The following is a 22,492-nucleotide window of genomic DNA, read 5'->3' as shown; positions in this document are numbered from 1 at the left end:
CAATTGACTGTAGATATAGGCGGGTGACAGGCAAGTGACCACGAAAAATTAAGGAGAGGGCGAATGCCGAGGGTAGTAGTGATCGGGGCCGGACAGGCCGGCGCATCGGTGGTGGCCAAGCTGCGCGCTGAGGGGTTCGAGGGGGCGATTACCCTGATCGGCGACGAACCTGTTCCGCCTTATCAACGCCCGCCGCTGTCCAAGAAATACCTGCTTGGCGACATGGCGCTCGAGCGGCTTTACCTGCGCCCCGAGCGGTTTTACCCCGAGGCCGATATTGATCTGCGCCTTGGCTCTGCGGTGACGGGCATCGACCGCGCGGCCAAAGAGGTGGTCATCGGGCAAGAGCGGCTTGGATATGACGATCTCGTGCTTGCCACCGGGTCGCTGCCCCGGCGCTTGCCGGCTTCCATTGGTGGCGATCTTGGTGGCGTGCATGTGGTGCGTACGCTCGGCGATGTCGATGCCATGGCGCCCGGATTTGTGCCCGGCGCGCGGGTTTTGATCGTCGGCGGCGGTTATATCGGGCTTGAGGCGGCGGCGGTTGCGGCCAGCTGCGGTATGCAGGTGGTTCTGGTCGAAATGGGCGAGCGGATATTGCAGCGCGTGGCGGCAAAAGAGACCTCGGATTATTTCCGCGCGCTGCATGCACGCCACGGCGTTGATATCCGCGAAGGCATCGGGCTTGAGCGGCTGATGGGCGAGGGCCAGGTGAGCGGCGCGCGCCTGAGCGACGGTAGCGCGCTTTCGCTCGATATGGTCATCGTCGGTGTCGGCATCACCCCCGACACGGCCCTTGCCGAGGCCGCAGGTCTTGAAATCGACAACGGGATTGCCGTCGATGCCATGGGGCGCACAAGCGATCCGTCGATCTGGGCGATCGGCGATTGTGCCTCTTTCCCCTATAAGGGCGGCCGGTTGCGGCTTGAAAGCGTGCCCAATGCGATCGACATGGGCGATTGCGTGGCGGGCAACATCATGGGCAAGGAGGTGGCCTATGTGCCGCGCCCGTGGTTCTGGTCGGATCAGTATGATGTCAAACTACAGATCGCCGGATTGAACACCGGCTATGACCGCATCGTCACCCGCGCCGCCGAAGGCGAGGATGCGGTGTCGTTTTGGTACTTCAAGGGCGCACAGCTTTTGGCGGTCGACGCGATGAATGACCCGCGCGCCTATATGGTCGGCAAGCGTCTGATTGATGCAGGCAAAACCGCCGACCCGGATCTGGTGGGCGATGCAAGCGTTGACCTCAAGGCGTTATTGAAGCCTTGAGGATCATCGCTGGAAAACATCGTGGCCGCGCCCTTGCCAGCGTTGGCAAAGGGGATGCCGCCGCGCACCTTCGCCCGACAAGCGACAGGGTGCGCGAAAGCCTGTTCAACGTTTTGGCAGGCGGCTATGGCGACCCGGTTACCGGCGCTCGGGTGCTCGATATCTTTGCCGGCACCGGTGCGCTTGGCCTTGAGGCGCTGTCGCGCGGGGCGACGACGGTCAGTTTTATCGAGGATGGCCGCAAGGCGCTGGGTATTCTGCGCGAGAATATCGCGCTCTGTCGCGCCGAGGGCGAAACCCGGATTTTCAAAACCGACGCGCGCCGTCCGTGTGAAAACCCCGGTGCGCCGCATGATCTGGTCTTCCTTGATCCGCCCTATGGAAAAGGCCTTGGCGAAGCGGCGCTTGCCGCCGCCCTCGCCGGGGGCTGGATCGCCGAAGGGGCGCTGATCGTCTGGGAAGAAAGCGCAGGCATTATCCCGCCCGAAGGCGTTCAGCTTATCGAGGAACGCAAATATGGCGATACCGTCATCCGCTTTCTGGAGCGACCTTCTTAGCCGCGCATCAAGTCGGGCAGATCCCCGGACAGCCCCGCCGCCTCGCGGATGAACCCACGGCGCAGGCCGGGCAGGGCGCCAATCGCGCCCATCCCAAGGTCGCGCGCCGCGCGCAGCAGCGGGTTATCGTTGGAAAACAGCCGGTTGGTAAGGTCCGTCGCCATCGCAAGCGTCGCCGTGTCGAACCGGCGCCATTGCTGATAACGCGCCAGAACATCCTCGGCGGCAAAGTCTTCGCCGCGATGGCTGGCCTCGTCCAGCACCTGCGCCAGAGCGGCCACATCGCGCAGTCCGGCGTTGAGGCCTTGCCCCGCAATCGGATGCATCCCGTGCGCCGCATCGCCGATCAGCGCAAGCCGCTCTGCAACGAACTGATTGGCGACGCTCAGGCTCAGCGGATAGGTAAACCGCTTGCCCGCCAGTGTGATGTCCCCGAGGAAATCGCCAAAGCGCGGGCGCAGCACTTCCATGAAATCCGCATCCGACAGGGCGGCAAAGCGGGCGGCGGTCTCATCTGTTTCGCTCCAGACAATCGAGCTTTGATTGCCGGGCAGCGGCAGGATCGCCAGCGGCCCATGGGGCATGAAAAACTGATGCGCGATGCCATTGTGGGGCCGCTCATGCGCAATCGCCGCCACCAGAGCGGTCTGCCCATAGCCCCAGCCGGTGCGTTTGATCCCGGCGCGCATTGCGGTGCCCGATCCGCGCCCATCCGAGCCGACAATCAGCCGCGCGCTCATCACCTTGCCCGACCCAAGCGTGACGCTTACGCCTTTCGGGCCAACCTCTTGCGCGATCACGCGGTCGCCGGACACTTGGATGATCAACGGCGTCTCTGCCATCGCCTCTAGCAGGGCGCGGCGCAAAAACCGATCCTCAAGCATGTGACCCATCGGGCCTTCTTCGATCTCGGCATGGTCGAAATGCAGAAAGAACGGCGCAGGCCCCTGGCCCGCGTGCCCGTCCGAGACCTTGATTTCAAGCATCGGTTGGGCGTGGTCCGCGACCCGAGCCCAGACCCCGAGATTGTCCAACAGCCGCACCGAGGCCAGGGCCAAGGCATAGGCGCGCCCGTCAAAGGCGGCGTTTTTGCGCACCGGCTCGTCGAGTGCGTCGATCACCGTGCTGCGCAACCCGGCGCGCGCAAGGGCCAAGGCAAGCGCCGGGCCATTGAGCCCGCCACCAACAATCACGATATCGCTGTTATATTCCATACCCCTCAATATGTTTGCCAAGGCGGGATTGTCCATGCGCCGCTCTGCCGCTACCAATGATTTTTGAATGCAGCGTGAGGCGGGGGACAGGCAATGCAAGACTGGCTGAAGATGACGGCAGGCGATCTGGGGCGCGGCATCGGGCGCGGCGAAATCGACCCGCAGGCCCTGACCGAGACCTATCTTGCGGCGATCAACGCCCACCCGGCGCGCGACCGTATCTATAGCGCGGTGACCGAAGGGCGCGCCCGCGCCGAGGCCGAGGCCGCCGCCGAGCGTGCCGCCGCAGGACAGCGCCTTGGCCTTTTGGATGGCGTGCCGGTCAGTTGGAAAGACCTGTTCGACAGTGCTGGCGTCGCCACCGAGGCCGGCAGTGCCCTGCTGGCCGGGCGGGTGCCCGAGCGTGACGCCGAAGTCTTGCGCAATGCCACGGCGGCGGGGCTTGTCTGTTTGGGCAAGACCCACATGAGCGAGCTGGCCTTTTCCGGGCTTGGCCTTAACCCGGTGACGGCGACGCCGCCTTGCGTGAATGACGCGGGCGCGGTGCCGGGGGGGTCATCCTCGGGGGCGGCGGCCAGTGTGGCCTTTGATCTTGCGGCCTGTGGGATCGGCTCGGACACTGGCGGGTCGGTGCGTATTCCCTCGGCCTGGAACGATCTGGTGGGGTTGAAAACCACCGCCGGGCGGGTGTCGCTTGAAGGCGTTGTGCCGCTTTGCGCTAAATTCGACACGGTCGGCCCGCTGGCGCGTTCGGTCGAGGATGCGGCGCTGATGCTGGCGGCCCTTGAGGGCGGCAAACCCGCCGATCTGCGCGGTGCCCGCCTTGACGGGCTGCGCTTTGCCGCGCTTCAGACGGTGGTTTTGGATGACATCCGCCCCGAACCGGGCGCCGCCTATGAGGCCGCCATTGCGCGTCTGCGCGAGGCGGGGGCGGTGGTCGAGGAAATCGACGCGCCCGAGGTGGCGCAAGCGATGCCGCTTTCGGCGGCGCTTTTCACCGGCGAGGCCTATGGCATCTGGCGCGACGTGATCGAGGCCGCGCCCGAAAGGATGTTCGCGCCCATTCTCGAACGCTTCCGCGGTGGCAAAGAGGTCAGCAGCGCCGATTACGTGGCCGGATGGCGCATGCTTGACGGGTTGCGCCGCGATTGGGCCGCGCGGGTGGCGGGCTATGATGCGGTGATCATGCCCTCGGCCCCGAACCTGCCGCCCAATGCCGAGCGGTTGATGAGCGATGAGGCCTATTACGTGACCGAGAACCTGTTGACCCTGCGCAACACGCGGGTGGGCAACCTGATGGGGCTTTGCGCCGTGACATTGCCCACGGGCCAGCCGAGTTGCGGGATCATGTTCTGTGGTAAACCGTTTCAGGAAGAGCGGCTTTTGCGTGTGGCCAAGGCCGCCGAAGACGCCCTGGCCTAGGGCGCGCGGGGCAAGTGAGGGACCCCTCCGGCGGGAGTATTTGCCGGAACGATGAAAGCGGGGCAGGGGGCGTGCCTGCCAAAATGCCACAATTTGTCTGTCAAGGTATTGGTTTTGCTGGACCTGAAGCCGGGGCTTGGGTAGATTCGGTTTCAAATGGGGCGATAACGATCCCAATCTTTGAGGCAGTATCAGATGTTTCCCGAGCGGTTTTCGAACCTTCCGGCCTATGCGTTTCCGCGCCTGCGGAGCTTGTTGGACGCCCATGCGCCCGGCGGCGAGGCCTTGCATATGACGATTGGCGAGCCCCGGCACGATTTCCCGCGCTGGATTGTCGATATCATCGCAGAGCACGCGGATGGCTTTGGCAACTACCCTGTCAACGAAGGCATGCCGTCGCTATTGGAGGCGATGAGCGGTTGGGTTGGGCGGCGCTATGGCGTTGATCTTGCCGCAGATACCCGGATTATGGCGCTGAATGGCAGCCGTGAGGGTCTCTATAATGCGATGATGGCGCTTTGCCCGGAAACCAAGGCGGGCAAGCGGCCCGTGGTTCTGGTGCCGAACCCGTTTTACCAGGTTTACATGGTTGCCGCGCTGAGCGTGGGCGCAGAGCCGGCGTTTTTGAATGCCACCCGCGAGACCGGGTATCTGCCTGATTTCACAAGTCTTTCGGAAGAGGTTCTGAACCGGGTGACGGTGGCCTATCTGTGTTCGCCGAGCAACCCGCAGGGCGCGGTGGCGAGCCGCGAGTATTGGGCTGATCTTATCGCTCTGGCGGAAAAACACGATTTCCGCATCTTCGCCGATGAATGCTACGCCGAGATTTACCGCGACGGCCCGCCCGTGGGCCTGTTGCAGGTGGCCCATGAGATGGGCGCCGATCCCGAGCGGATCGTGGCGTTTCACAGCCTCTCGAAGCGCTCGAACCTGCCGGGGCTGCGCTCTGGCTTTGTGGCGGCCGGGCCCGAGAGCATCAAGGCGATGAAACAGCTTCGCAATTATGCCGGCAGCCCGCTGCCGATGCCATTGCAGCATGCCGCCACGGCGGTCTGGAACGACGAGGCGCATGTGGTCGAGAACCGCCGCCTTTACGGTGAAAAATACCGCGTTGCGGACGAGATCCTTGGCAATCTGCCCGGCTATCACAGCCCCGAGGCGGGGTTTTTCCTGTGGTTGCCGGTGCCTGATGGCGAAGAGGCGACCGTGAAGCTCTGGAAAGAGACCGGCGTTCGGGTGTTGCCCGGCGCATATCTTAGCCAGGAGGCCGGCGGCGTGAACCCCGGCAAGGGATACATCAGGGTCGCGATGGTGGCCGAAGAACAAGAGATGGCGCGCGGGCTGAACCGCTTGCGTGACTGTCTGTACGGATGATTGAGGGCGAAAAGAAGATGGCATATCAAACGCGCGGGCGTGACCCCCTGCTGGACAGCACCATGACACAGGCGATTGAAAAGCGCGGCAAGGAATTGCTGGGCCTGACGCTTTTGATATTGGCGGCCATGGCGGCGGCGATGGTGGCCTCCTATAGCCCGGACGATCCCAGCTGGATGTCGGCCACCGATGCGCCGGTGCAGAACTGGATGGGGCAGGTCGGGGCGTCGATTGCCGCGCCGTTGTTCATGATCGTCGGCTGGGGCGCTTGGGGTCTGGCCATCGTTCTTGCGCTCTGGGGCGCGCGCTTTGCGCTTCATCGCGGGCAAGAGCGCGCCATCGGGCGTCTTATCTTTGCGCCTATCTGGCTTGCGGTTCTGGCGCTTTATGCCTCGTCGCTGACGCCGGGGGCGGAGTGGGCCGCAACCCATAGCTTTGGGCTTGGCGGGCTGTTCGGCGACACGGTTCTGGGCACGTTTTTGGGTATTTTGCCAATCGGGGCGAGCCTTGGGCTCAAGCTTTTGTCGGTGCTTTTGGGCGCGGGCATGCTTGTGCTTGGGGCGTTTGTGCTTGGGTTTACCAAGCTGGAGCTGTCGCAGATCACCCGCTTCCTTCTGGTTGGTGTGATCATGACCTATGCGGGTATCATGACCCTTTTGGGCAAGGGCGCCGGGGGCGCGGCGCAGGCGGGGCAGGCCATGCAGGCGCGGCTTGCGGATCGCCGTGCGCGCCGGGCAGAGGCCGCAGAGGCCGCCGCCGCCGCCTATTATGAGCCAGAGGTTCAGCCCTCGGTCGTGCAGCGCGCCTATGCCGAGCCCGCGTTCGAGGACGCGCCGGAGTATGCCCCGGTTGCGGAAAAGCCCGGTGGCCTGCTGGCGCGGATGCCGATGCTGATGCGCAAACCCGATGTGATGCCAGAGCCGGAATTGGTCGAAACCGCCGCCTTTGAAGGCGAGGCGGACATGCCGGGCGATGACCGGATCAGCGCCAAGATTTCCGATGTGATCCGGGCGCGGGTGCGTCAAAACCCGGCCGTACGCGCCGAATCCGTGGCACCGCTGACCAAGGGGCGCGGGCGCGGGCCTGATCCCCTTATCCTGAGCGCGGGGCCGAAGGTTGCCCTGCCGCCAGAGCCGCCGCTGACCGCGCGCCGGGTGACGGATGTGCCGCCGGTGCCGCCGGTGCCGCAATCCTATGGCTTTGACGACGAGGCGCTGGTCGAGGAGGATGAGACATACGCCGATGATTTCGCCGCCTATGAGACCGAGCCGAAGCCCACGGCACAGGCGCCGCGCATCCCCACGCCCGAGCCGCGCAAGGTGGTACAGCATGCCACGCGCCGCGCGCCGCAACCCTCGACGCGCGCCATTGCCGAGGCACAGCCGGTGCTGCAATTCGATGAAGGCGCGGGCGTCGAGTACGAATTGCCGCCGCTCAGCCTTTTGTCGAGCACCGAAAACATTCAGCGCCATCACCTGAGCGACGAAGCGCTGGAGGAAAACGCCCGCATGCTTGAAAGCGTGCTCGACGATTACGGCGTAAAGGGCGAGATCGTCAGCGTGCGCCCCGGTCCGGTGGTGACAATGTATGAGCTTGAACCGGCGCCGGGCCTCAAGGCGAGCCGGGTGATCGGGCTTGCCGATGATATCGCGCGCTCGATGTCGGCGCTTTCGGCGCGGGTTTCAACCGTGCCGGGCCGCTCGGTCATCGGGATCGAATTGCCCAATGATCACCGCGAGATGGTTGGGTTCCGCGAAATCCTGTCAAGCCGCGCCTATGGCGACGGCAATCAGCGCCTGCCTCTGGCGCTTGGCAAGGATATCGGCGGCGATCCGATGGTTGCCAACCTTGCCAAGATGCCCCACCTTTTGATTGCGGGCACCACCGGGTCGGGTAAGTCGGTGGCGATCAACACGATGATCCTGAGCCTTTTGTACAAGCTGACGCCGGAAGAATGCCGGATGATCATGATCGACCCCAAGATGCTTGAACTGTCGGTTTATGACGGCATTCCGCATCTTCTGTCGCCGGTTGTGACCGACCCCAAAAAGGCGGTCGTGGCCCTCAAATGGGTCGTGGCGGAAATGGAAGACCGCTATCGCAAGATGTCGAAAATGGGTGTGCGCAACATCGACGGTTATAATGGCCGGGTCGATGAGGCCCTCAAGAAAGGCGAATTGTTCAGCCGAACGGTACAGACCGGATTTGACGACGATACCGGCGAGCCGGTGTTCGAGACCGACGAATTCGCCCCCGAGCGGATGCCCTATATCGTGGTCATCGTCGATGAGATGGCCGACCTTATGATGGTGGCCGGCAAAGAGATCGAGGCCTGCATTCAGCGCCTTGCGCAGATGGCGCGCGCCAGCGGCATTCACCTTATCATGGCCACACAGCGCCCCTCGGTCGATGTGATCACCGGCACGATCAAGGCCAACTTTCCGACGCGGATTTCGTTCCAGGTCACAAGCAAGATCGACAGCCGCACCATTCTTGGCGAGATGGGCGCAGAACAACTTTTGGGCATGGGCGACATGCTCTACATGGCGGGCGGCGGCAAGATCACCCGCTGTCACGGGCCGTTTGTAAGCGATGAAGAGGTCGAAGAAGTCGTCAACCACCTCAAGGCTTACGGCCCGCCCACCTATGTCGGCAGCGTCCTTCAGGGCCCCGATGAGGACAAGGCCGACAGCATCGACGCGGTTCTCGGGCTGAGTTCGGGCGGCAATACCGATATGGAAGACGCGCTTTACGATACGGCGGTTGCCATCGTGATCAAGGATCGCAAATGCTCGACCTCCTATATCCAGCGCAAGCTTGCAATCGGCTATAACAAGGCCGCGCGGCTTGTCGAACAGATGGAAGATCAGGGCATCGTCAGCTCTGCCAACCATGTTGGTAAACGCGAAATTCTGGTGCCGGAGCAATAAAGACTTTCCCGCGCTCCACCGGGTTTCGGATTGGGCGCGGGCAGAGATCACAGCGACCTCCAAAGGCGGAGACAGATATGCCCGACGATCCCACGCCCTCAGCGGGCGCTCAGCCGGAAAATGGCCAACGCCTGCTGGATGTCCCGAACTGGCTCTATCTTCTGCGGGAATTCGATTCGCTTTATCGCTATGGCTCTGCCGGGGGCAGCCCGGCAATCCGTGGCCATCGCAAGCGGGTGCGCGACAGGCTGTCTGCGGTCATGGCCCGCAACCCGGAACTAAGCCAACGCGCCAGCGAAACAAAGCCAGTCACGGCGCATCTTCCGCGCGCACTTGACCTTGGCGAGCGCGCCGCGATGCAGGGCATGGCGCGTGCGCTGCGCGAGGTGAAAGACGAGCTGACCTGGGAATACGGCTATGAGAAGATCTCCAGGGCGCTGAGCCAGAAATATGCCTATTGCGAAATCCTTGGGCCACAAGGCCCGGTGCACTGCGACAACCTGATCCTTGGGTTTGTGCTGTTCGCGCCGAATACGACCTATCCACAGCACAGCCATAACGAGATTGAGGAAAGCTATATCTCGGTCTCCGGCGCCTGGTCGGAAAACAACTCGGCGGTTTTTGCGCCCGGTTCGCTGATCCTCAATCGCTCCGGGGATGAGCATCGCATCACCACGGGTGATCGCGACCCCTGTCTGCTGGCCTATGCCTGGACCGGCCCCGAGGCGCGCCTTGCCAAGCCGGATATGAAGCTGTCATCGACCCGCAAAACCAAATTGGCTCCATAAACGCGCGCTTTGCTATCGGATAACACCCGGCGTGTTATTGCGTCTCTTGGCGCGCGCCCCCATGTTTTTGACCAAGACAGGATGCAAAGGCTTGTGGAAAGGCTTAGATCAGACGTTATGAAATATATGCGTATCTTGACGGTCCCGGCAGTTATGCTGGCGATGACCCTCCCGGTGGCGGCGCAACAGCTGTCGCTTGGGCAAATCTCTGGCTATCTGAACGGTCTCAAGACCGCGCAGGGCGCGTTTACCCAGATCAACGACGATGGCACGATCAGCACGGGGCGCATCTTGATCAAGCGTCCGGGGCGGGTGCGGTTCGAATATGATCCGCCCGAGAAAACGCTGGTGGTTGCCGATGGCGATACGGTGGGGATCGTCGATCCCAAGTCGAACACCGGAACCGAGGCCTATCCGCTGCACCGCACGCCGCTCAAGATCATCCTTGCGCGCAATGTCGACCTGACCCGCGAGCGGATGGTCACCGGCCATTCGAGCGACGGCAAATCGACAACGGTGCGCGCGCAAGACCCCGATAACCCTGAATACGGCAGCATCGAGCTTGTCTTTACCGGTGATCCGGTCGAGTTGCGCCAATGGGTGATCAACGACAGTGGCGGCAGCCGCACGACGGTGGTGCTGGGTGACTTGAAAACCGGCATGCGCCTTGACGACGAAAGCTTTGTCATCCCCGGCAAGGATCGGGTCGTGATCGACCGCTAGGCGGCCCGCTTCGCGCCCTTGCCTGCGCGCCTCGGGAGGGGTCTCTCCGCGAGGCCGCCTGCAAGGGCGGATGAGCCGACCCCTAGATCACACGCGGCGCCCGCGACATTGCGAAAGCTGGCTCTGATAGGTTGTCGAGCGCGCGCCAACCTCGCCTGCCACCCGCAACAGCCAGGGCTTGCCATTGTAACTGCCGCGCGAAAAGCCGGTGCGCCCTTCGTGATAGGCAAGGTATTGGCTGCGCGCATCGCCCATGGAAATCCCAAGCCGTTCACTGGACTTGGCCATGTACCAGCCGATAAAATCGGCGGCGTCATGGATATCGCTGCGGCGCGCGGCAAACCGGTTGTTATCGCGCTTGTATTCATCCCAGGTGCCGTCCAGCGCCTGGCTATACCCATAGGCCGAACTTTGCCGACCCATCGGGATCACCCCGAGCGAAAAGCGAAACGGCGTGCGCGCATCGCTGATGAATTTGCTTTCCTGGTAAATCGTCGCCATCTGCACATGCACGGGCACACCCCACCGGCGTTCGGCCGCTCGGAAGGCGCGCGCATATTCCGGGCGCTCACCCAGGATGGCGCAGGCGTTGTCCAGGTTGCGCGGTGCTGTGCCATAGCCGCTTCCGCCGCCACAGGAGGCCAGCAACAACAACACCATAAATGCGCGAAGAGTTCTGCTCATCTGCCTCTCGCTTTCTTCTTTTTTCTGGAGTTTAGCCGAATCTGCGAGCGGTGGAAATCACGAATTACCCGATTTTGTGGCGCCGCCCTGCGCGGCCTGACTGTAGGGATGAGGTTCACAGACTGTTTCCGCCGAAAATCGGGTGGATGGTTGGACAAACCACCCTTGAAACGTTTACTATGTCTCTGTAGGGGCTGTTTATTATGATTAGATCACGCGCAAAATATCACTTGGGCCAGGTTGTCCGCCACAAGAAACACCCCTTTCGCGGGGTGGTCTTTGACGTGGACCCGCAATTCTCGAACACCGACGAATGGTATGCCTCGATCCCCGAGGATAGCCGCCCGTCGAAAGAACAGCCGTTCTATCACCTTCTGGCCGAGAACGAGCAGAGCTATTACGTGGCCTATGTCAGCGAACAGAACCTTGTCGCGGATTACTCCGGCGAGCCGGTCGATCATCCCGATATCCCCGATCTGTTCGGTCCGTTCGAGGACGGGCATTACCCGCTGCATTTCCAGCTCAACTGAGCGTCGATTGCGGGCAAGGGCGGGCTTCCGCCCACCCTTTTCACCTTAATATCCCAGGGCACAGCCATCTTTGCGCGGATCGCTGCCGCCTTCAAGGACGCCGCTGTCACGGATCTGGATCGCTTGCGCGCCGCCGATCGCATCCGGATCGGTGATCACGTCATGCCCCTTGTCCGCAAGCGCCTGCGCCACATCCGCACCATAGCCGCGCTCAAGCTTGAGGCCCGTCGGATCGGCAAAGGCGCGCGGGGCATCAATCGCGGCCTGCGGGTCAAGGCCGAAATCGCGCAGGTTTGACACAAATCGCGCATGGCCCGTCGATTGATATGACCCGCCCATCACCCCGAACGGCATGCTCACGCGACCGCCTTCGGTCAGCATGCCGGGAATGATCGTGTGCATCGGCCGTTTGCCGCCGCCAAGCTCGTTCGGGTGCCCCTCTTCAAGGGTAAAGCCCGCGCCCCGGTTTTGCAGCAAAACGCCAAATTTCTCTGATGCGATGCCCGAGCCAAACCCGTGAAAGATCGAATAGATCAGCGAGACAGCCATGCGATCACGATCAACGACCGTGATATAGATCGTATCGCGATGCACCGCTTCGGTCAGCGGTTTGGCGGCCGCCATCGCCTTTTTGGGGTCAATCAGCGCGGCCAGATTGGCCGCCGTTTCGGGCGCCAGCATGTAATCAAGCCGCGTCGTGCTGGCCGGATCGGCGATAAAACGGTTGCGCGCGTCATAGGCAAGCTTGGTGGCCTCTGCCTCGATATGAACGCGCTCTGCGCCAAAAGGGTCCATACCGGCGATGTCGAAATGCTTGAGAATGTTCAAAAGCAGGATCGCAGTCGCGCCCTGACCGTTGGGCGGATGCTCGACCAGATTGGCGCCTTTGTATTCACCGCTCACGGGCGTCGTATAATCACAGCGCTGAGCGGCGAAATCCGCCGCGCTATGCGCGCCGCCCATGGCGTTGAGCGTGGCCAGCATGTCCTCGGCAATCTCGCCTTCGTAAAACGCGGCGCGCCCGTCCTTGGCGATCCGGCGCAGAACCTCGGCCTGACCGGGGGCGCGAAACATCTCGCCGGGCAGGGGCGGTGTGCCGCTTGGCATGAAATGGCGCAACCCATGGCCCTGTAGCGCCTTGCCCGCCGTGGGCCAGTCATGCGCCACGCGCGGTGCCACGGGAACGCCGTGTTCGGCATAATGGATCGCGGGCGCCAGAAGCGTATCAAGGCCAAGGCGACCGTGATCGGCGCTCAGTTGACAAAACGCATCAATCGCGCCGGGGACGGTCACCGCATGCGCGCTGTTGAGCGGAACAGTGCCGAGGCCTTGCGCGCGCAGCGCGGCGGCACTTGCGGCGGCGGGGGCCCGGCCAGACCCGTTGAGGGCATGAATCTGATCTTGTCCCGGCTTGGTGAAAAGCACAAAGCAATCGCCGCCGATGCCGGTCATCTGTGGTTCGCAAATGCCCAGAAGCACCGCTCCGGCAATCGCCGCATCCATGGCATTGCCACCTTGCTGAAGGATATCAATCGCAGCCTTGGCCGCCAGCGGGTGCGAGGTGGCACACATTCCGTTTGTCGCAAAGGTGGCCGATCGGCCGGGCAGGTGAAAATCGCGCATGTCAGCTCCGTTATCCTGATGTTCGTCGGACAGTAGGGCCAGCGCAATGATTTGCCAATTGCAGGGCTGATATTTGGGGGATTTTAAAACCTCGGCGCCGCACACTGGGTGGGGGCTATTACGCACGGCGCCGAGGGAAGCCATATGCAGCTACACCCTAACGTATGGCTGGACTCTGAGGCGCCATTTGGAAGAAATTGGGGTTAGATTGGGGCGCCAGCACGGATAGGTTGCATCAGGGCGCGTTGCGCAGGAATTCCAGCGTCAGATGGTTCATTCCATCGCGTCTTTCATAGGCAACACGTTCCGTCAGGTCGCGAATCAAGAACCAGCCGAATCCCCCCTCGGGCAGGTCATCGCGCGGACCCGTGTGGTCAGGCAACTTGCCTTGCGGCAGGCATAATCCGGGCAAGGGGGCACCGCCATCGCGGAGATGAAAGCAGAGCCGGTCCGGCTTGATCGACACCTTCAGCAGAAAGTCGCGCTCCTGATCGGTGGCATAGGCATGCTCGACGATGTTATTCAGGGCTTCGGCCATGACAAGCTCGACCGATCCGCAGGTGTCTTCGCACACGCCGCGCTCGGAAAGTCGCGACCGCACCGCCAGCAATGTGTCGCGCACCGCCAGTTCCGAGGCCGTCGCCGTAAGCGTGAAATCCGTCGGAGTGCCCTCTAAAGTCACCGCGATGTCCCTTTTGAAGTGGCGGATCGCCGGGGAACCCGGCCTTTGATCAACCTGTTGCACGCGCTTTGAGGGCAATGATATCGTCATGGATAACAAAGACGGTATCCATCCGCGTCAGGCGAAAGACCTTGGCCACATCGGGCGTCAGCCCGGCCAGATCAAGGCGTCGCTCGCCGCTTAGCTGCTTCATGGCGGCCACGATCGCGCCAAGACCGCTTGAATCCACGAAGGTGACATTGCTGAGGTCGAGCACGATATGCGCCGGGCCTTGGGATGTGACATCGCGCATCTTGTCCTTGAACCGGATCGCTGCCGCAGCATCGATCCGCGTCTCGGCCACGGTTATGATATTCATGTCGTTGTGATAAGTTGATTGCAGGTCCATGGTGCCTCCGGCGGGGTACGTAGTAATACAGCCAAGGCTAGACCCAATTGGTTACCATTCGGTATGCAGGATCAGAAATTTTCAGGAGGCAGGTTAATGAATGAGGTCGTGATCGCAGGGGCGGCGCGCACCCCGATGGGTGGGTTTCAGGGAGACTTCGACGGGGTCGAGGCCGCCGTTTTGGGCGGCGCAGCGATTCGCGCGGCCCTTGCCGATGCCCGTACTGAAACGGTTGACGAGGTGCTGATGGGCTGTGTTCTGCCCGCAGGCCAGGGGCAGGCGCCGGCGCGCCAGGCCGGGTTTGCCGGGGGCCTTGGTGAAGAGGTGCCCGCCACCACGCTCAACAAGATGTGCGGATCGGGGATGAAGGCGGCGATGATCGGCTTTGACCAGATCGCGCTTGGCCAGACCGACCTGATGATCGCGGGCGGTATGGAATCAATGTCCAACGCGCCCTACCTTTTGCCCAAGATGCGCGGCGGCGCGCGGCTTGGCCATGCAGCGGTGGTGGATCACATGTTCCTTGACGGGCTGGAAGATGCCTATGACAAGGGGCGCCTCATGGGGACTTTCGCCGAAGATTGCGCCGAGAAATTCCAATTCACCCGCCAGGCCCAGGACGAATACGCGCTTGCCTCGCTGCAAGGTGCGCTTGATGCTCAATCCTCGGGTGCGTTTGACGGTGAAATCGCCCCTGTGACCCTCCAGACCCGCAGGGGCGAGGTGACCATTTCCCAAGACGAGCAACCCGCCAAGGCCCGGCCCAACAAGATACCACAGCTCAAGCCCGCCTTTCGCAAGGGCGGCACCGTCACGGCGGCCAATTCCAGCTCTATCAGCGATGGCGCAGCGGCGCTTGTGCTTGCGTCGCGCAGCGCGGCCGAAGCGCGCGGGCTTAACATTCGCGCCCGCATCATGGGCCATGCCAGCCATGCCCAGGCCCCCGGTCTTTTTACCACTGCGCCCGTTCCCGCAGCGCAAAAGCTGCTGAAAACCATCGGTTGGTCGGTCGAGGATGTCGATCTCTGGGAGGTGAACGAGGCCTTTGCCGTGGTGCCGATGGCCTTCATGCATGAAATGGGCCTGAGCCGCGACAAGGTCAACGTCAATGGCGGCGCCTGCGCGCTTGGCCATCCGATTGGCGCAAGCGGCGCCCGGATCATGGTGACGCTGCTCAACGCGCTTGAAAAACGCGGGTTGAAACGCGGGGTCGCTGCGATCTGTATCGGCGGTGGCGAAGGCACGGCCATCGCAATCGAGCGGGTCTGAGCCGACGTTTTGCGGGTGTAAAAGGGGCTGAGCATGCGGATTGACTATGATGAGATCACCAGGACCATCGCTGCGCTCACGGCGGGTGAGAGCGATGCGGTGGCGCTGATGGCGACGGTCGTGTGCGAATTGCATCACGCCGATGACAGGTTTGACTGGACCGGGTTTTATCGGGTGACGGGGCCGGAGATGCTCAAGATCGGGCCATATCAGGGCGGGCACGGGTGCCTTCAAATCCCGTTTTCGCGCGGTGTTTGCGGCGCGGCCGCGCGCAGCGGCGAGGTACAGCTTGTCGATGACGTGGAGGCGTTCACGGATCACATCGCCTGCGCCAGTTCTACCCGCTCTGAGATTGTCCTGCCGGTGCGTGACGGGCAGGGCGCGTTGTTGGGGGTGCTGGATATCGACAGTGATCAGGCTGCGGCCTTCACGCAAACGGATGCAGAGCGTCTGAGTGAGATCGTGGCGATGGTCTTTGGGCGGCTTTGATCACGGGCGGGGCCACCGCAGGGGATCGTTCTTGTGGGTGATGCGGGAGCCTCCGGCGGGGATATTTCGAGCAAGAAGAAACCCGGCAGTGGCCTAACAGGGCGGGGTGGTGTAAGCGGCACCCATGTCTGACTATAACCCGCCCACCGACCCGCTTGACGTGCTGCACGACGATCACGAGATCGTGGTGGTGAACAAGCCCGCCGGCCTTTTGTCCGTGCCCGGCAAGGGCGAGCATTTGGCCGATTGCCTGTTGGCACGGGTGCAGGATGCCTATCCGCAGGCGCTTTTGGTGCATCGGTTGGACCGCGACACCTCTGGTGTGATGATCTTCGCGCTGACTCCGCATGCACAGCGTCATCTTGGGCTGCAATTTGAAAAGCGGCAGACGAAAAAGACCTATGTCGCGCGGGTCTGGGGCAAGCTTGAGCCGAAGACCGGCGAGGTTGACCTGCCGCTTATCGTGGATTGGCCCAACCGGCCCTTGCAAAAGGTCTGTCATGAGACCGGGCGCGCGGCCTTCACCGAATGGCGGGTGATGCGCTATGGCAGCGATGAAACCCGCGTGCGGCTGATCCCTAAGACCGGGCGCAGCCATCAGTTACGCGTGCACATGCTGGCGCTTGGCCATCCGATCCTTGGTGATCCGCTCTATGCCGAAGGCGCGGCGTTGGAGTTCCCCCGGCTGATGCTGCATTCCGAAGAGCTTCGGATTCGTCACCCCGACGGCGGCGCGGGCGTGAAATTTCGCGCCAAGGTGCCGTTCTAGGCGCGCAGCACGCGATCGGTGAGATTAAGGCGCGCAGCGATAATCGGCCTTAGACCCTCGGCAAGACCGGGCTCATGCGCCATCATCTGCTCCAACTCATCCAGCCGATTGGTGGCAATGAGCGTCAGCGCATCCATGCGCGGGCTGCCATCAGCGTGGCGCGGAAGCGCGGCGACGGGCTGGATCAGCTCGGGCTTGGGGGCAGGGGCCAGTTTCGCAAGCGCGCTGGCAGAGAGATCGCATTCGGCAAAGACATAGAGCCCGACACCCTTGGCGGGCAGAGCATAGGTGCAGATTGCAATTTCGGTGACCTGCTCGTGCCCCAAAAGCGCCGCGCGCAACGCCGGGCCGTCGCGCAGACTGCGGTCTTCGGTGCCCTCGCCATCGGACCAGTTCATCAGGCGCCGGGTAATGAAGTTATAGGCGCGCTTGCCGGTCGCCATCCAGAGTCGCGTCGGCAGCGCCTTTTGCGTCAGCATCCGGTGCTCGCAGGGGGTCAGAAGATGCGGCGCATAGGCGCGCTTTTGTTTCAGCATATGGCGCAGGTCTTCGCGCGCCATGGTGCGGAACAAGGCCCCCCGACGACGATGCGTGCTGGCCAGCTGAAAGTCGATCACGGCGGCGCGGCCCTCCGGTGTCATCAACCAGTTCTGCGGCTTGGCGATGTCGTTATGGGTTACCCCGGCGCGGCGCATTTCGCGCAACAGGCGCCTGGCATCGCGATACCACGCCGGATCACTTGGCTTGGCCAGATGCAGCGGCGTGCCGCTGGTCCAGCTGCGCAACAGGCCGGTCTTGTCCGCGCGGATCAGGATCGGACAGCCCTCGATCCCCTGCACGGCGGCAAGGCCGCGAATTTCCTTGCGGGCCAGAAACCAGGCGATGGGGCGGGCATAAAGCGGCACGCCGTCAAGCTTGCGCAACACCACCGGAAAATCCGGATGCCCCTCAAGATGCCCCGAAATGGTCTCGGAAAAGATATCGCGCTTGTGCACGGTTTCGGCCACAAAACGGGCTTTGGCGATATCTTGAATCTGGGTCATGGCGCGGGTGTAGTGGGTTTTTCGACGGTGTGAAAGATGCCTTGCGAGGCCGCCACGCAAGAGGCGGATAAGCCCCTCAGAGGCGGGTCCAGCCATCAGGGATCAGATCAGGGTTCGAAAGCTTGTCTGTCCCGAACCAGTTTTGCGGCGCGATCACGCGCTTCTCGGCGGACGGGTTTAGCCAGCCCCCCCACCAGGAAAACGTTGAATTGGCAATCACGTGATGGGCACAGCGCGACATCAGGGCAAGATCGAAATGCCCCCCCTCTTCGTCATTGATATCCACGACCACCTGATCCTGCCCGAGGTCAAGATTGGCGCGCGCCCAGCCGGGATCGTTCGAAAAGATAAAGCACGCGGGGGGGTGCCCAAGATCGCGTTCCAGCCGCTCGATCGCCTGGCGATAATAGGCCGAGGTGCAGGCGGCATAGCTTCCGGTGGCAAGGTAATCGCCGCGCCGCACATGCACCGATACCGGCAGTTTTGCCGCCTTGATCCGCGCGGCCATCTCGGCATTGGCGCCCGTCAGCGGGCTGGTCATCACCAGATCATCGCGCAACTGCGTGGCAATCGGGGCGAAATAGCGCTCTGACTGCCAATAGCCGTGCAGATAGGTGCCGGGGGCAAGGTTGAAAAACCCCGGTTCAAAGCCAAGGCCCGCTTCGCGGTGAAAACGTGGATTGCGGCCAAACGCCCGCCACAGAGCATAGCGCAAGGCGCCGTCCGACTTGGCCGGTGGCAAGGCAACATCGCGGGTAAAACGCGCGGCGCCGAAATGCTCGAAACAATCGTTCCGGGTTTTGCCGCTGCCGACATAGCGGCTATCAAGCGCCAGATCACAGCCCAGATGATCGGCAAGCGCGCGACCGGCCGCATATTGGAAAAGCTGATTGCCAGCCCCGCCAAATAACCGGCTGATGATCATTCTGAATCCCTCGGCGCAAAGCCGCCCTCGGTGGGCGCCATGCTGTGCCGCGAGGCCTGCACCACGCCCCGGCGATAGCGATAGCGCGCCCATTCGCGGCCAAGCTTGGCCAGCGGCGGTTTGCGCGCGCCGCCCTGAATGGTCGAGCCGTCAAGCTGATCGGCGATATCGCTGATCCCCGAAGGCAGGATCGTGGCGGGGCGAAGCCCGGTCTGCCAATGGCTTTGTACGAAGGTATCGACAGGCCGGTCAAACCGATCACTCAGTGCCAAAAGCTGGCGCGCGGCCGCGTTGCTTATCATTTGCGCGGTGGTGCGCAGCCCGCCGCGTTCCGGCACGCTAAGCGCACAGGCGCCCGCCATGTCGATCAATGTCGAGGGGCCCTTTTGGGCGCGCGTCTGAAACTGGATATATCCGAGGGTCTCGATATGCGCGCGCGCAAGGCCAAGGGCGGCGCCATAGATCTCGGGGGTGATTGCCGCGTCATCCTCGATAATCATCGCGGCGGGCAGGTCGCGGCGCACGATCTCGGCCCAGATCTGGCGATGGCTCAGGAAACAGCCGATTTCGCCGGTCTTGAGAGAAAACGGATAGGCGGGGGCGAAAAGCCCCGCGCCGATGGTTGCGGAAAGCTCGGTCGACGACAGTGTCGCGCCGTCGACCGCCTCCCAGATTTCGCCCTCAAGCGCGCAGGTGGCAAGCAGATCGCGCACGTTGTCCCGTCGTGCCGTGGCACGCAAAAGATGCAGGACGAATGCGTGTATCTGCATAACCTCAGGCGCCCGGCGTCCAGCCCGAAACGGATTTGACCTCGAGGAAATCCTCGATGCCCCATTTGCCGCCTTCGCGCCCGTGGCCCGATTGCTTCATGCCACCAAACGGCGACCCGGCGCCGCGTGACTGACCGTTCATTTCCACCATGCCAGAGCGCAGCGCGCGCGCGCAGCGGTTGGCGCGTGCCGGATCGCCCGTCTGGACATAATTGGTCAGGCCGTAAGGCGTGTCATTGGCGATGGCGATGCCGTCTTCTTCGCTGTCAAACGGGATGATCGCCAAAACCGGCCCGAAGATTTCTTCGCGCGCGATGGTCATGTCGTTGTTCACATCGGCAAATACCGTGGGCTTTACGAAGAACCCGCGGTTAAGCCCGTCGGGGCGACCGGTGCCCCCGGCCACAAGGCGCGCGCCCTCGTCGATGCCTTTCTGGATCAGGCCCTGGATCTTGTTGAACTGCACCTCGTTGACCACCGGGCCGATATGACGGCCCTCGACGCTTGCCGGGCCGACGGCGATGCTGTTGGCGGCGGCGGCAGCGGTTTTAACGGCGGCGTCATAGATCTCGCGTTGCACAAGCATCCGGGTGGGGGCGTTGCACGATTGGCCGGTGTTGTTCATGCAGCGCAGAACACCGCGTTTCACGGCCTTTTCATCGGCATCGGCAAAGATCAGGTTGGCGCCCTTGCCGCCAAGTTCAAGGCTGACGCGCTTGAGGGTGTTGGCGGCGGATTTCGAGATGAGTTCGCCCGCGCGTGACGAGCCGGTAAAGCTGATCATGTCGACATCGGCATGCGCGGTAAGCTGGCTTCCGACACCGGCGCCATCGCCGTTTACAAGGTTGAAAACGCCCTTGGGAAGGCCGGCCGCATCAACGATCTCGGCAAAGATAACGGCGTTCAGCGGCGATTCTTCCGAAGGCTTGAGGATCATGGTGCAGCCCGCAACCAGACCCGCAATCACCTTGAGCGTGACCTGATTCATCGGCCAGTTCCAAGGCGTGATCATGCCGACGACACCGACGGCTTCGTGGATAATGCGGTCGTTTGGCGCATGATCGCCAAGCGGTTCGTCAAACTGGAAATCGCGCGCGACCTTGAGGAAGGACGAGATATGCCAGCTTCCGGCGCCGACCTGTTGTTCGCGGGCCATGTCGATCGGGGCGCCCATCTCAAGGCTGATCGCCTGCGCCATATCTTCGGCGCGGGCCTTGTAAGCCTCTAGAATCTTTTCACAATAGGCGATCCGTTCGGCGGGCGGGGTTGCCATCCATGCCGGAAAGGCGGCCTTGGCGGCGGCGACGGCGGCATCGGTATCGCCCTGTCCGCCAAGCGAGATCACCGCGCAGGGCTCCTCATTGGAGGGGTTGATTACGGTGTGGTCATTGGACACAGTGGGGTTGACCCAGGCACCGTTAATATAGAACTGACGTTTCTCGATCATGGTTGACCTCCATAAATTTGGCGGCACTGTGTCAGGGGTAATGCCGACCTGCAAGGTTGGATTCTCCGCGGCTCTGGGATTTGATCAAATTCCGGGGCTTCCGGACGACTGAAACACAAGAAAGGATGCTTCCTATGGGCCTTCGTATCAATGACACCATCCCCGATCTGAGCGTTGAAACAGATCTGGGCAGGTTTGCACTGCATGAGTGGATTGGCGACAGCTGGGCCATCCTGTTCTCGCACCCCAAGGATTTTACTCCCGTCTGCACCACCGAATTCGGCGCCGTGGCGCGGCTGGCCGATGAATGGGAAAAGCGCGGCACCAAGGTGATCGGCGTGTCGATTGACGGCGTCGAAGATCACAAGAAATGGAAGGCCGATATCGAGAGCTATGGCGGCGCCAAGCCGACCTTTCCGATCATCGCCGACGAGGGGCTGGCGGTGGCAAAAGCCTTTGATATGCTGCCCGCCGAGGCCTATATGCCCGACGGCCGCACCCCCAACGACAGCGCCACCGTGCGCAGCGTCTTTATCATCGGCCCCGACAAGCAGCTGAAGCTGTCGATGACCTATCCGATGAGCGTGGGGCGCAACTTTGCCGAGGTGCTGCGCGCGCTTGATGCGCTTCAGACCACCACCAAGAATGGCGTGGCCACGCCCGCCGACTGGACCGTCGGTCAGGATGTGATCATCCCGCCCTCGGTCAATAACGAGGATGCCAAGGCCAAGTTCGGCGATTTCGATGCCGTTCTGCCCTATCTGCGCAAGACCAAGCTTCCGGGCTAAGCCCCGACCCACCGGCGCGGCGGGTTAGGCCCTATCTGTCGCGCCGGAATTCTGCCATCTGGCTGGCGCCGCCAAGATGGGGATGTGCGCCGCCGATATCGCTCAGGCTGACGGCGTAGCCGCGCCGCGCCGCAACCCCTCTTGCCCATTTGCCAAAGGTCTCGCGACCCCATTCAAAATGATGACCCGGATGGCGAAACCGGTGCGCGGGCACGCCAAGAACCGGGTTGTAATCGGCATTCGGCGTGGTGATCAGCGCGGTTTGGGGGCGCATATCGCCAAACAATGCGTTTTCCAGCCGGGGCAGATCGCCAAGCGGCAGATGCTCGATGGTTTCCACAAGGCAGGCACAATCATAGCCGCGCAGATTGGGATGCGCCTTGGTCATCGAGGCCTGCGCAAGGCTTATCTTGGCGCGGGCGGCGTCGGGCAGCGTGCGCATCTCTGCCTGAAGCGCCGTGAGCGAGGGCCTGTGAATATCAAGCCCGGTAATCCGGGTGATCTGGTCAAGGGGCGCCAGCCGCAGGATCAGGTCGCCATCGCCACAGCCCAGATCAAGCAGGGTGCGCGCGCCGCTTTGTACCACGGCGGCGATGATCGCGCGCAGGCGATCTTCGTGCAGGGCAGTTGTCATGGCGTGATCGGTGGCATCTCGGGCGCGTCCTTGCTGTTGCCCCGTTGCCTTAGCCCCGCGGGCGGGTCGGGATCAAGCGGGGGCAGAGGGTGTCGCATGTTCGAGACGCCCAAAACCGGTTGCCACTTTTGAGGAACTTGCTCTGGCATGGACAGTTGCGCCGTTTTT

General features: G+C 62.5%; 22 protein-coding genes. 12 read left to right on the top strand and 10 right to left on the bottom strand.

Annotated features, from left to right (window positions below; translation table 11 throughout):
• Positions 1–63 precede the first annotated feature (63 nt).
• Both ROG8370_RS11540 and rsmD read left to right on the top strand, forming a co-directional pair.
• A complete protein-coding gene (locus ROG8370_RS11540) occupies positions 64–1,275 on the top strand; it encodes an NAD(P)/FAD-dependent oxidoreductase (RefSeq protein ID WP_085827245.1) in 1,212 nt (403 codons plus the stop codon).
• A complete protein-coding gene (gene rsmD, locus ROG8370_RS11535) occupies positions 1,272–1,832 on the top strand; it encodes a 16S rRNA (guanine(966)-N(2))-methyltransferase RsmD (RefSeq protein WP_085827244.1) in 561 nt (186 codons plus the stop codon). Before ROG8370_RS11540 ends, rsmD begins: the two co-directional genes overlap by 4 nt.
• On the opposite strand, the gene ROG8370_RS11530 is transcribed toward rsmD, so the two are convergent.
• Positions 1,829–3,082, bottom strand: coding sequence for a UbiH/UbiF/VisC/COQ6 family ubiquinone biosynthesis hydroxylase (locus ROG8370_RS11530; RefSeq protein ID WP_085827243.1), 1,254 nt, complete (start codon positions 3,080–3,082; stop codon positions 1,829–1,831). The genes rsmD and ROG8370_RS11530 overlap by 4 nt on opposite strands.
• A 57-nt stretch (positions 3,083–3,139) precedes the next feature.
• Here ROG8370_RS11530 and ROG8370_RS11525 point away from each other — a divergent pair, with 57 nt between their 5' ends.
• The 5 genes from ROG8370_RS11525 to ROG8370_RS11505 all read left to right on the top strand — a co-directional run bounded on the left by ROG8370_RS11525 (position 3,140) and on the right by ROG8370_RS11505 (position 10,283).
• The gene (locus tag ROG8370_RS11525) at positions 3,140–4,468 is read left to right on the top strand and encodes an amidase (protein ID WP_085827242.1); all 1,329 of its coding nucleotides are present in this window, start codon (positions 3,140–3,142) and stop codon (positions 4,466–4,468) included.
• A gap of 195 nt (positions 4,469–4,663) precedes the next feature.
• Entirely contained in the window at positions 4,664–5,842 is a 1,179-nt protein-coding gene (locus tag ROG8370_RS11520; protein WP_085827241.1) for an aminotransferase class I/II-fold pyridoxal phosphate-dependent enzyme, read from the top strand.
• A 17-nt stretch (positions 5,843–5,859) separates the two neighbouring features.
• Complete coding sequence (locus tag ROG8370_RS11515; protein ID WP_085827287.1) at positions 5,860–8,772, top strand: DNA translocase FtsK; 2,913 nt, start codon at positions 5,860–5,862, stop codon at positions 8,770–8,772.
• 77 nt (positions 8,773–8,849) lie between these two features.
• Entirely contained in the window at positions 8,850–9,560 is a 711-nt protein-coding gene (locus tag ROG8370_RS11510) for a dimethylsulfonioproprionate lyase family protein (protein WP_085827240.1), read from the top strand.
• A 117-nt stretch (positions 9,561–9,677) separates the two neighbouring features.
• A complete protein-coding gene (locus ROG8370_RS11505) occupies positions 9,678–10,283 on the top strand; it encodes a LolA family protein (RefSeq protein ID WP_085827238.1) in 606 nt (201 codons plus the stop codon).
• Positions 10,284–10,370: 87 nt separating this feature from the next.
• On the opposite strand, the gene ROG8370_RS11500 is transcribed toward ROG8370_RS11505, so the two are convergent.
• Entirely contained in the window at positions 10,371–10,967 is a 597-nt protein-coding gene (locus tag ROG8370_RS11500) for a transglycosylase SLT domain-containing protein (RefSeq protein WP_085827236.1), read from the bottom strand.
• A gap of 203 nt (positions 10,968–11,170) precedes the next feature.
• On the opposite strand from ROG8370_RS11500, the gene hspQ reads away from it, so the two are divergent.
• A complete protein-coding gene (gene hspQ / locus ROG8370_RS11495) occupies positions 11,171–11,497 on the top strand; it encodes a heat shock protein HspQ (protein WP_085827235.1) in 327 nt (108 codons plus the stop codon).
• A gap of 45 nt (positions 11,498–11,542) precedes the next feature.
• Here hspQ and ROG8370_RS11490 read toward each other — a convergent pair whose 3' ends face one another.
• From ROG8370_RS11490 to ROG8370_RS11480, 3 genes are all read right to left on the bottom strand, one after another.
• Positions 11,543–13,120: a gamma-glutamyltransferase family protein gene (locus tag ROG8370_RS11490; RefSeq protein WP_085827286.1), complete on the bottom strand. Its 1,578-nt coding sequence runs from the start codon at positions 13,118–13,120 to the stop codon at positions 11,543–11,545.
• Between the two features lie 235 nt (positions 13,121–13,355).
• Positions 13,356–13,802 carry an ATP-binding protein gene (locus ROG8370_RS11485; RefSeq protein WP_245827338.1) on the bottom strand — a complete coding sequence of 149 codons (447 nt, stop codon included), beginning with the start codon at positions 13,800–13,802 and terminating at the stop codon, positions 13,356–13,358.
• 49 nt (positions 13,803–13,851) lie between these two features.
• Complete coding sequence (locus tag ROG8370_RS11480) at positions 13,852–14,190, bottom strand: STAS domain-containing protein (RefSeq protein WP_085827233.1); 339 nt, start codon at positions 14,188–14,190, stop codon at positions 13,852–13,854.
• Between the two features lie 96 nt (positions 14,191–14,286).
• Here ROG8370_RS11480 and ROG8370_RS11475 point away from each other — a divergent pair, with 96 nt between their 5' ends.
• From ROG8370_RS11475 to ROG8370_RS11465, 3 genes are all read left to right on the top strand, one after another.
• Positions 14,287–15,459, top strand: a complete 1,173-nt coding sequence (locus ROG8370_RS11475; RefSeq protein ID WP_085827231.1) for a thiolase family protein — start codon at positions 14,287–14,289, stop codon at positions 15,457–15,459.
• 33 nt (positions 15,460–15,492) lie between these two features.
• Positions 15,493–15,948, top strand: a complete 456-nt coding sequence (msrC, locus tag ROG8370_RS11470) for a free L-methionine (R)-S-oxide reductase MsrC (RefSeq protein WP_085827230.1) — start codon at positions 15,493–15,495, stop codon at positions 15,946–15,948.
• 124 nt (positions 15,949–16,072) lie between these two features.
• Positions 16,073–16,717, top strand: a complete 645-nt coding sequence (locus ROG8370_RS11465) for an RluA family pseudouridine synthase (RefSeq protein WP_085827228.1) — start codon at positions 16,073–16,075, stop codon at positions 16,715–16,717.
• On the opposite strand, the gene ROG8370_RS11460 is transcribed toward ROG8370_RS11465, so the two are convergent.
• The 4 genes from ROG8370_RS11460 to ROG8370_RS11445 form a co-directional block, all read right to left on the bottom strand.
• On the bottom strand, positions 16,714–17,760 hold the full coding sequence (locus ROG8370_RS11460; protein ID WP_085827226.1) for a serine/threonine protein kinase: 1,047 nt from the start codon (positions 17,758–17,760) through the stop codon (positions 16,714–16,716). The two genes, ROG8370_RS11465 and ROG8370_RS11460, sit on opposite strands and share 4 nt — an antisense overlap.
• A gap of 76 nt (positions 17,761–17,836) precedes the next feature.
• The gene (locus ROG8370_RS11455) at positions 17,837–18,685 is read right to left on the bottom strand and encodes an alpha-1,2-fucosyltransferase (protein ID WP_170925227.1); all 849 of its coding nucleotides are present in this window, start codon (positions 18,683–18,685) and stop codon (positions 17,837–17,839) included.
• The gene (locus tag ROG8370_RS11450; protein ID WP_085827223.1) at positions 18,682–19,455 is read right to left on the bottom strand and encodes a glycosyltransferase family 25 protein; all 774 of its coding nucleotides are present in this window, start codon (positions 19,453–19,455) and stop codon (positions 18,682–18,684) included. Before ROG8370_RS11450 ends, ROG8370_RS11455 begins: the two co-directional genes overlap by 4 nt.
• A 4-nt stretch (positions 19,456–19,459) precedes the next feature.
• Positions 19,460–20,902, bottom strand: coding sequence for an aldehyde dehydrogenase family protein (locus ROG8370_RS11445; RefSeq protein WP_085827222.1), 1,443 nt, complete (start codon positions 20,900–20,902; stop codon positions 19,460–19,462).
• 134 nt (positions 20,903–21,036) lie between these two features.
• Between ROG8370_RS11445 and ROG8370_RS11440 the strand changes: the two genes are divergently transcribed.
• On the top strand, positions 21,037–21,690 hold the full coding sequence (locus ROG8370_RS11440; protein ID WP_085827282.1) for a peroxiredoxin: 654 nt from the start codon (positions 21,037–21,039) through the stop codon (positions 21,688–21,690).
• A 31-nt stretch (positions 21,691–21,721) separates the two neighbouring features.
• Here the strand turns inward: ROG8370_RS11440 and ROG8370_RS11435 are convergent, their stop codons facing one another.
• Positions 21,722–22,324: a methyltransferase gene (locus ROG8370_RS11435; protein ID WP_085827220.1), complete on the bottom strand. Its 603-nt coding sequence runs from the start codon at positions 22,322–22,324 to the stop codon at positions 21,722–21,724.
• Between the last annotated feature and the right edge of the window lie 168 nt (positions 22,325–22,492).

This window comes from Roseovarius gaetbuli, assembly GCF_900172365.1.
GTDB lineage: Bacteria > Pseudomonadota > Alphaproteobacteria > Rhodobacterales > Rhodobacteraceae > Roseovarius > Roseovarius gaetbuli.
Note: the sequence above shows the minus strand (reverse complement) of the source record. Positions and strands in the feature narration are given on the sequence as shown.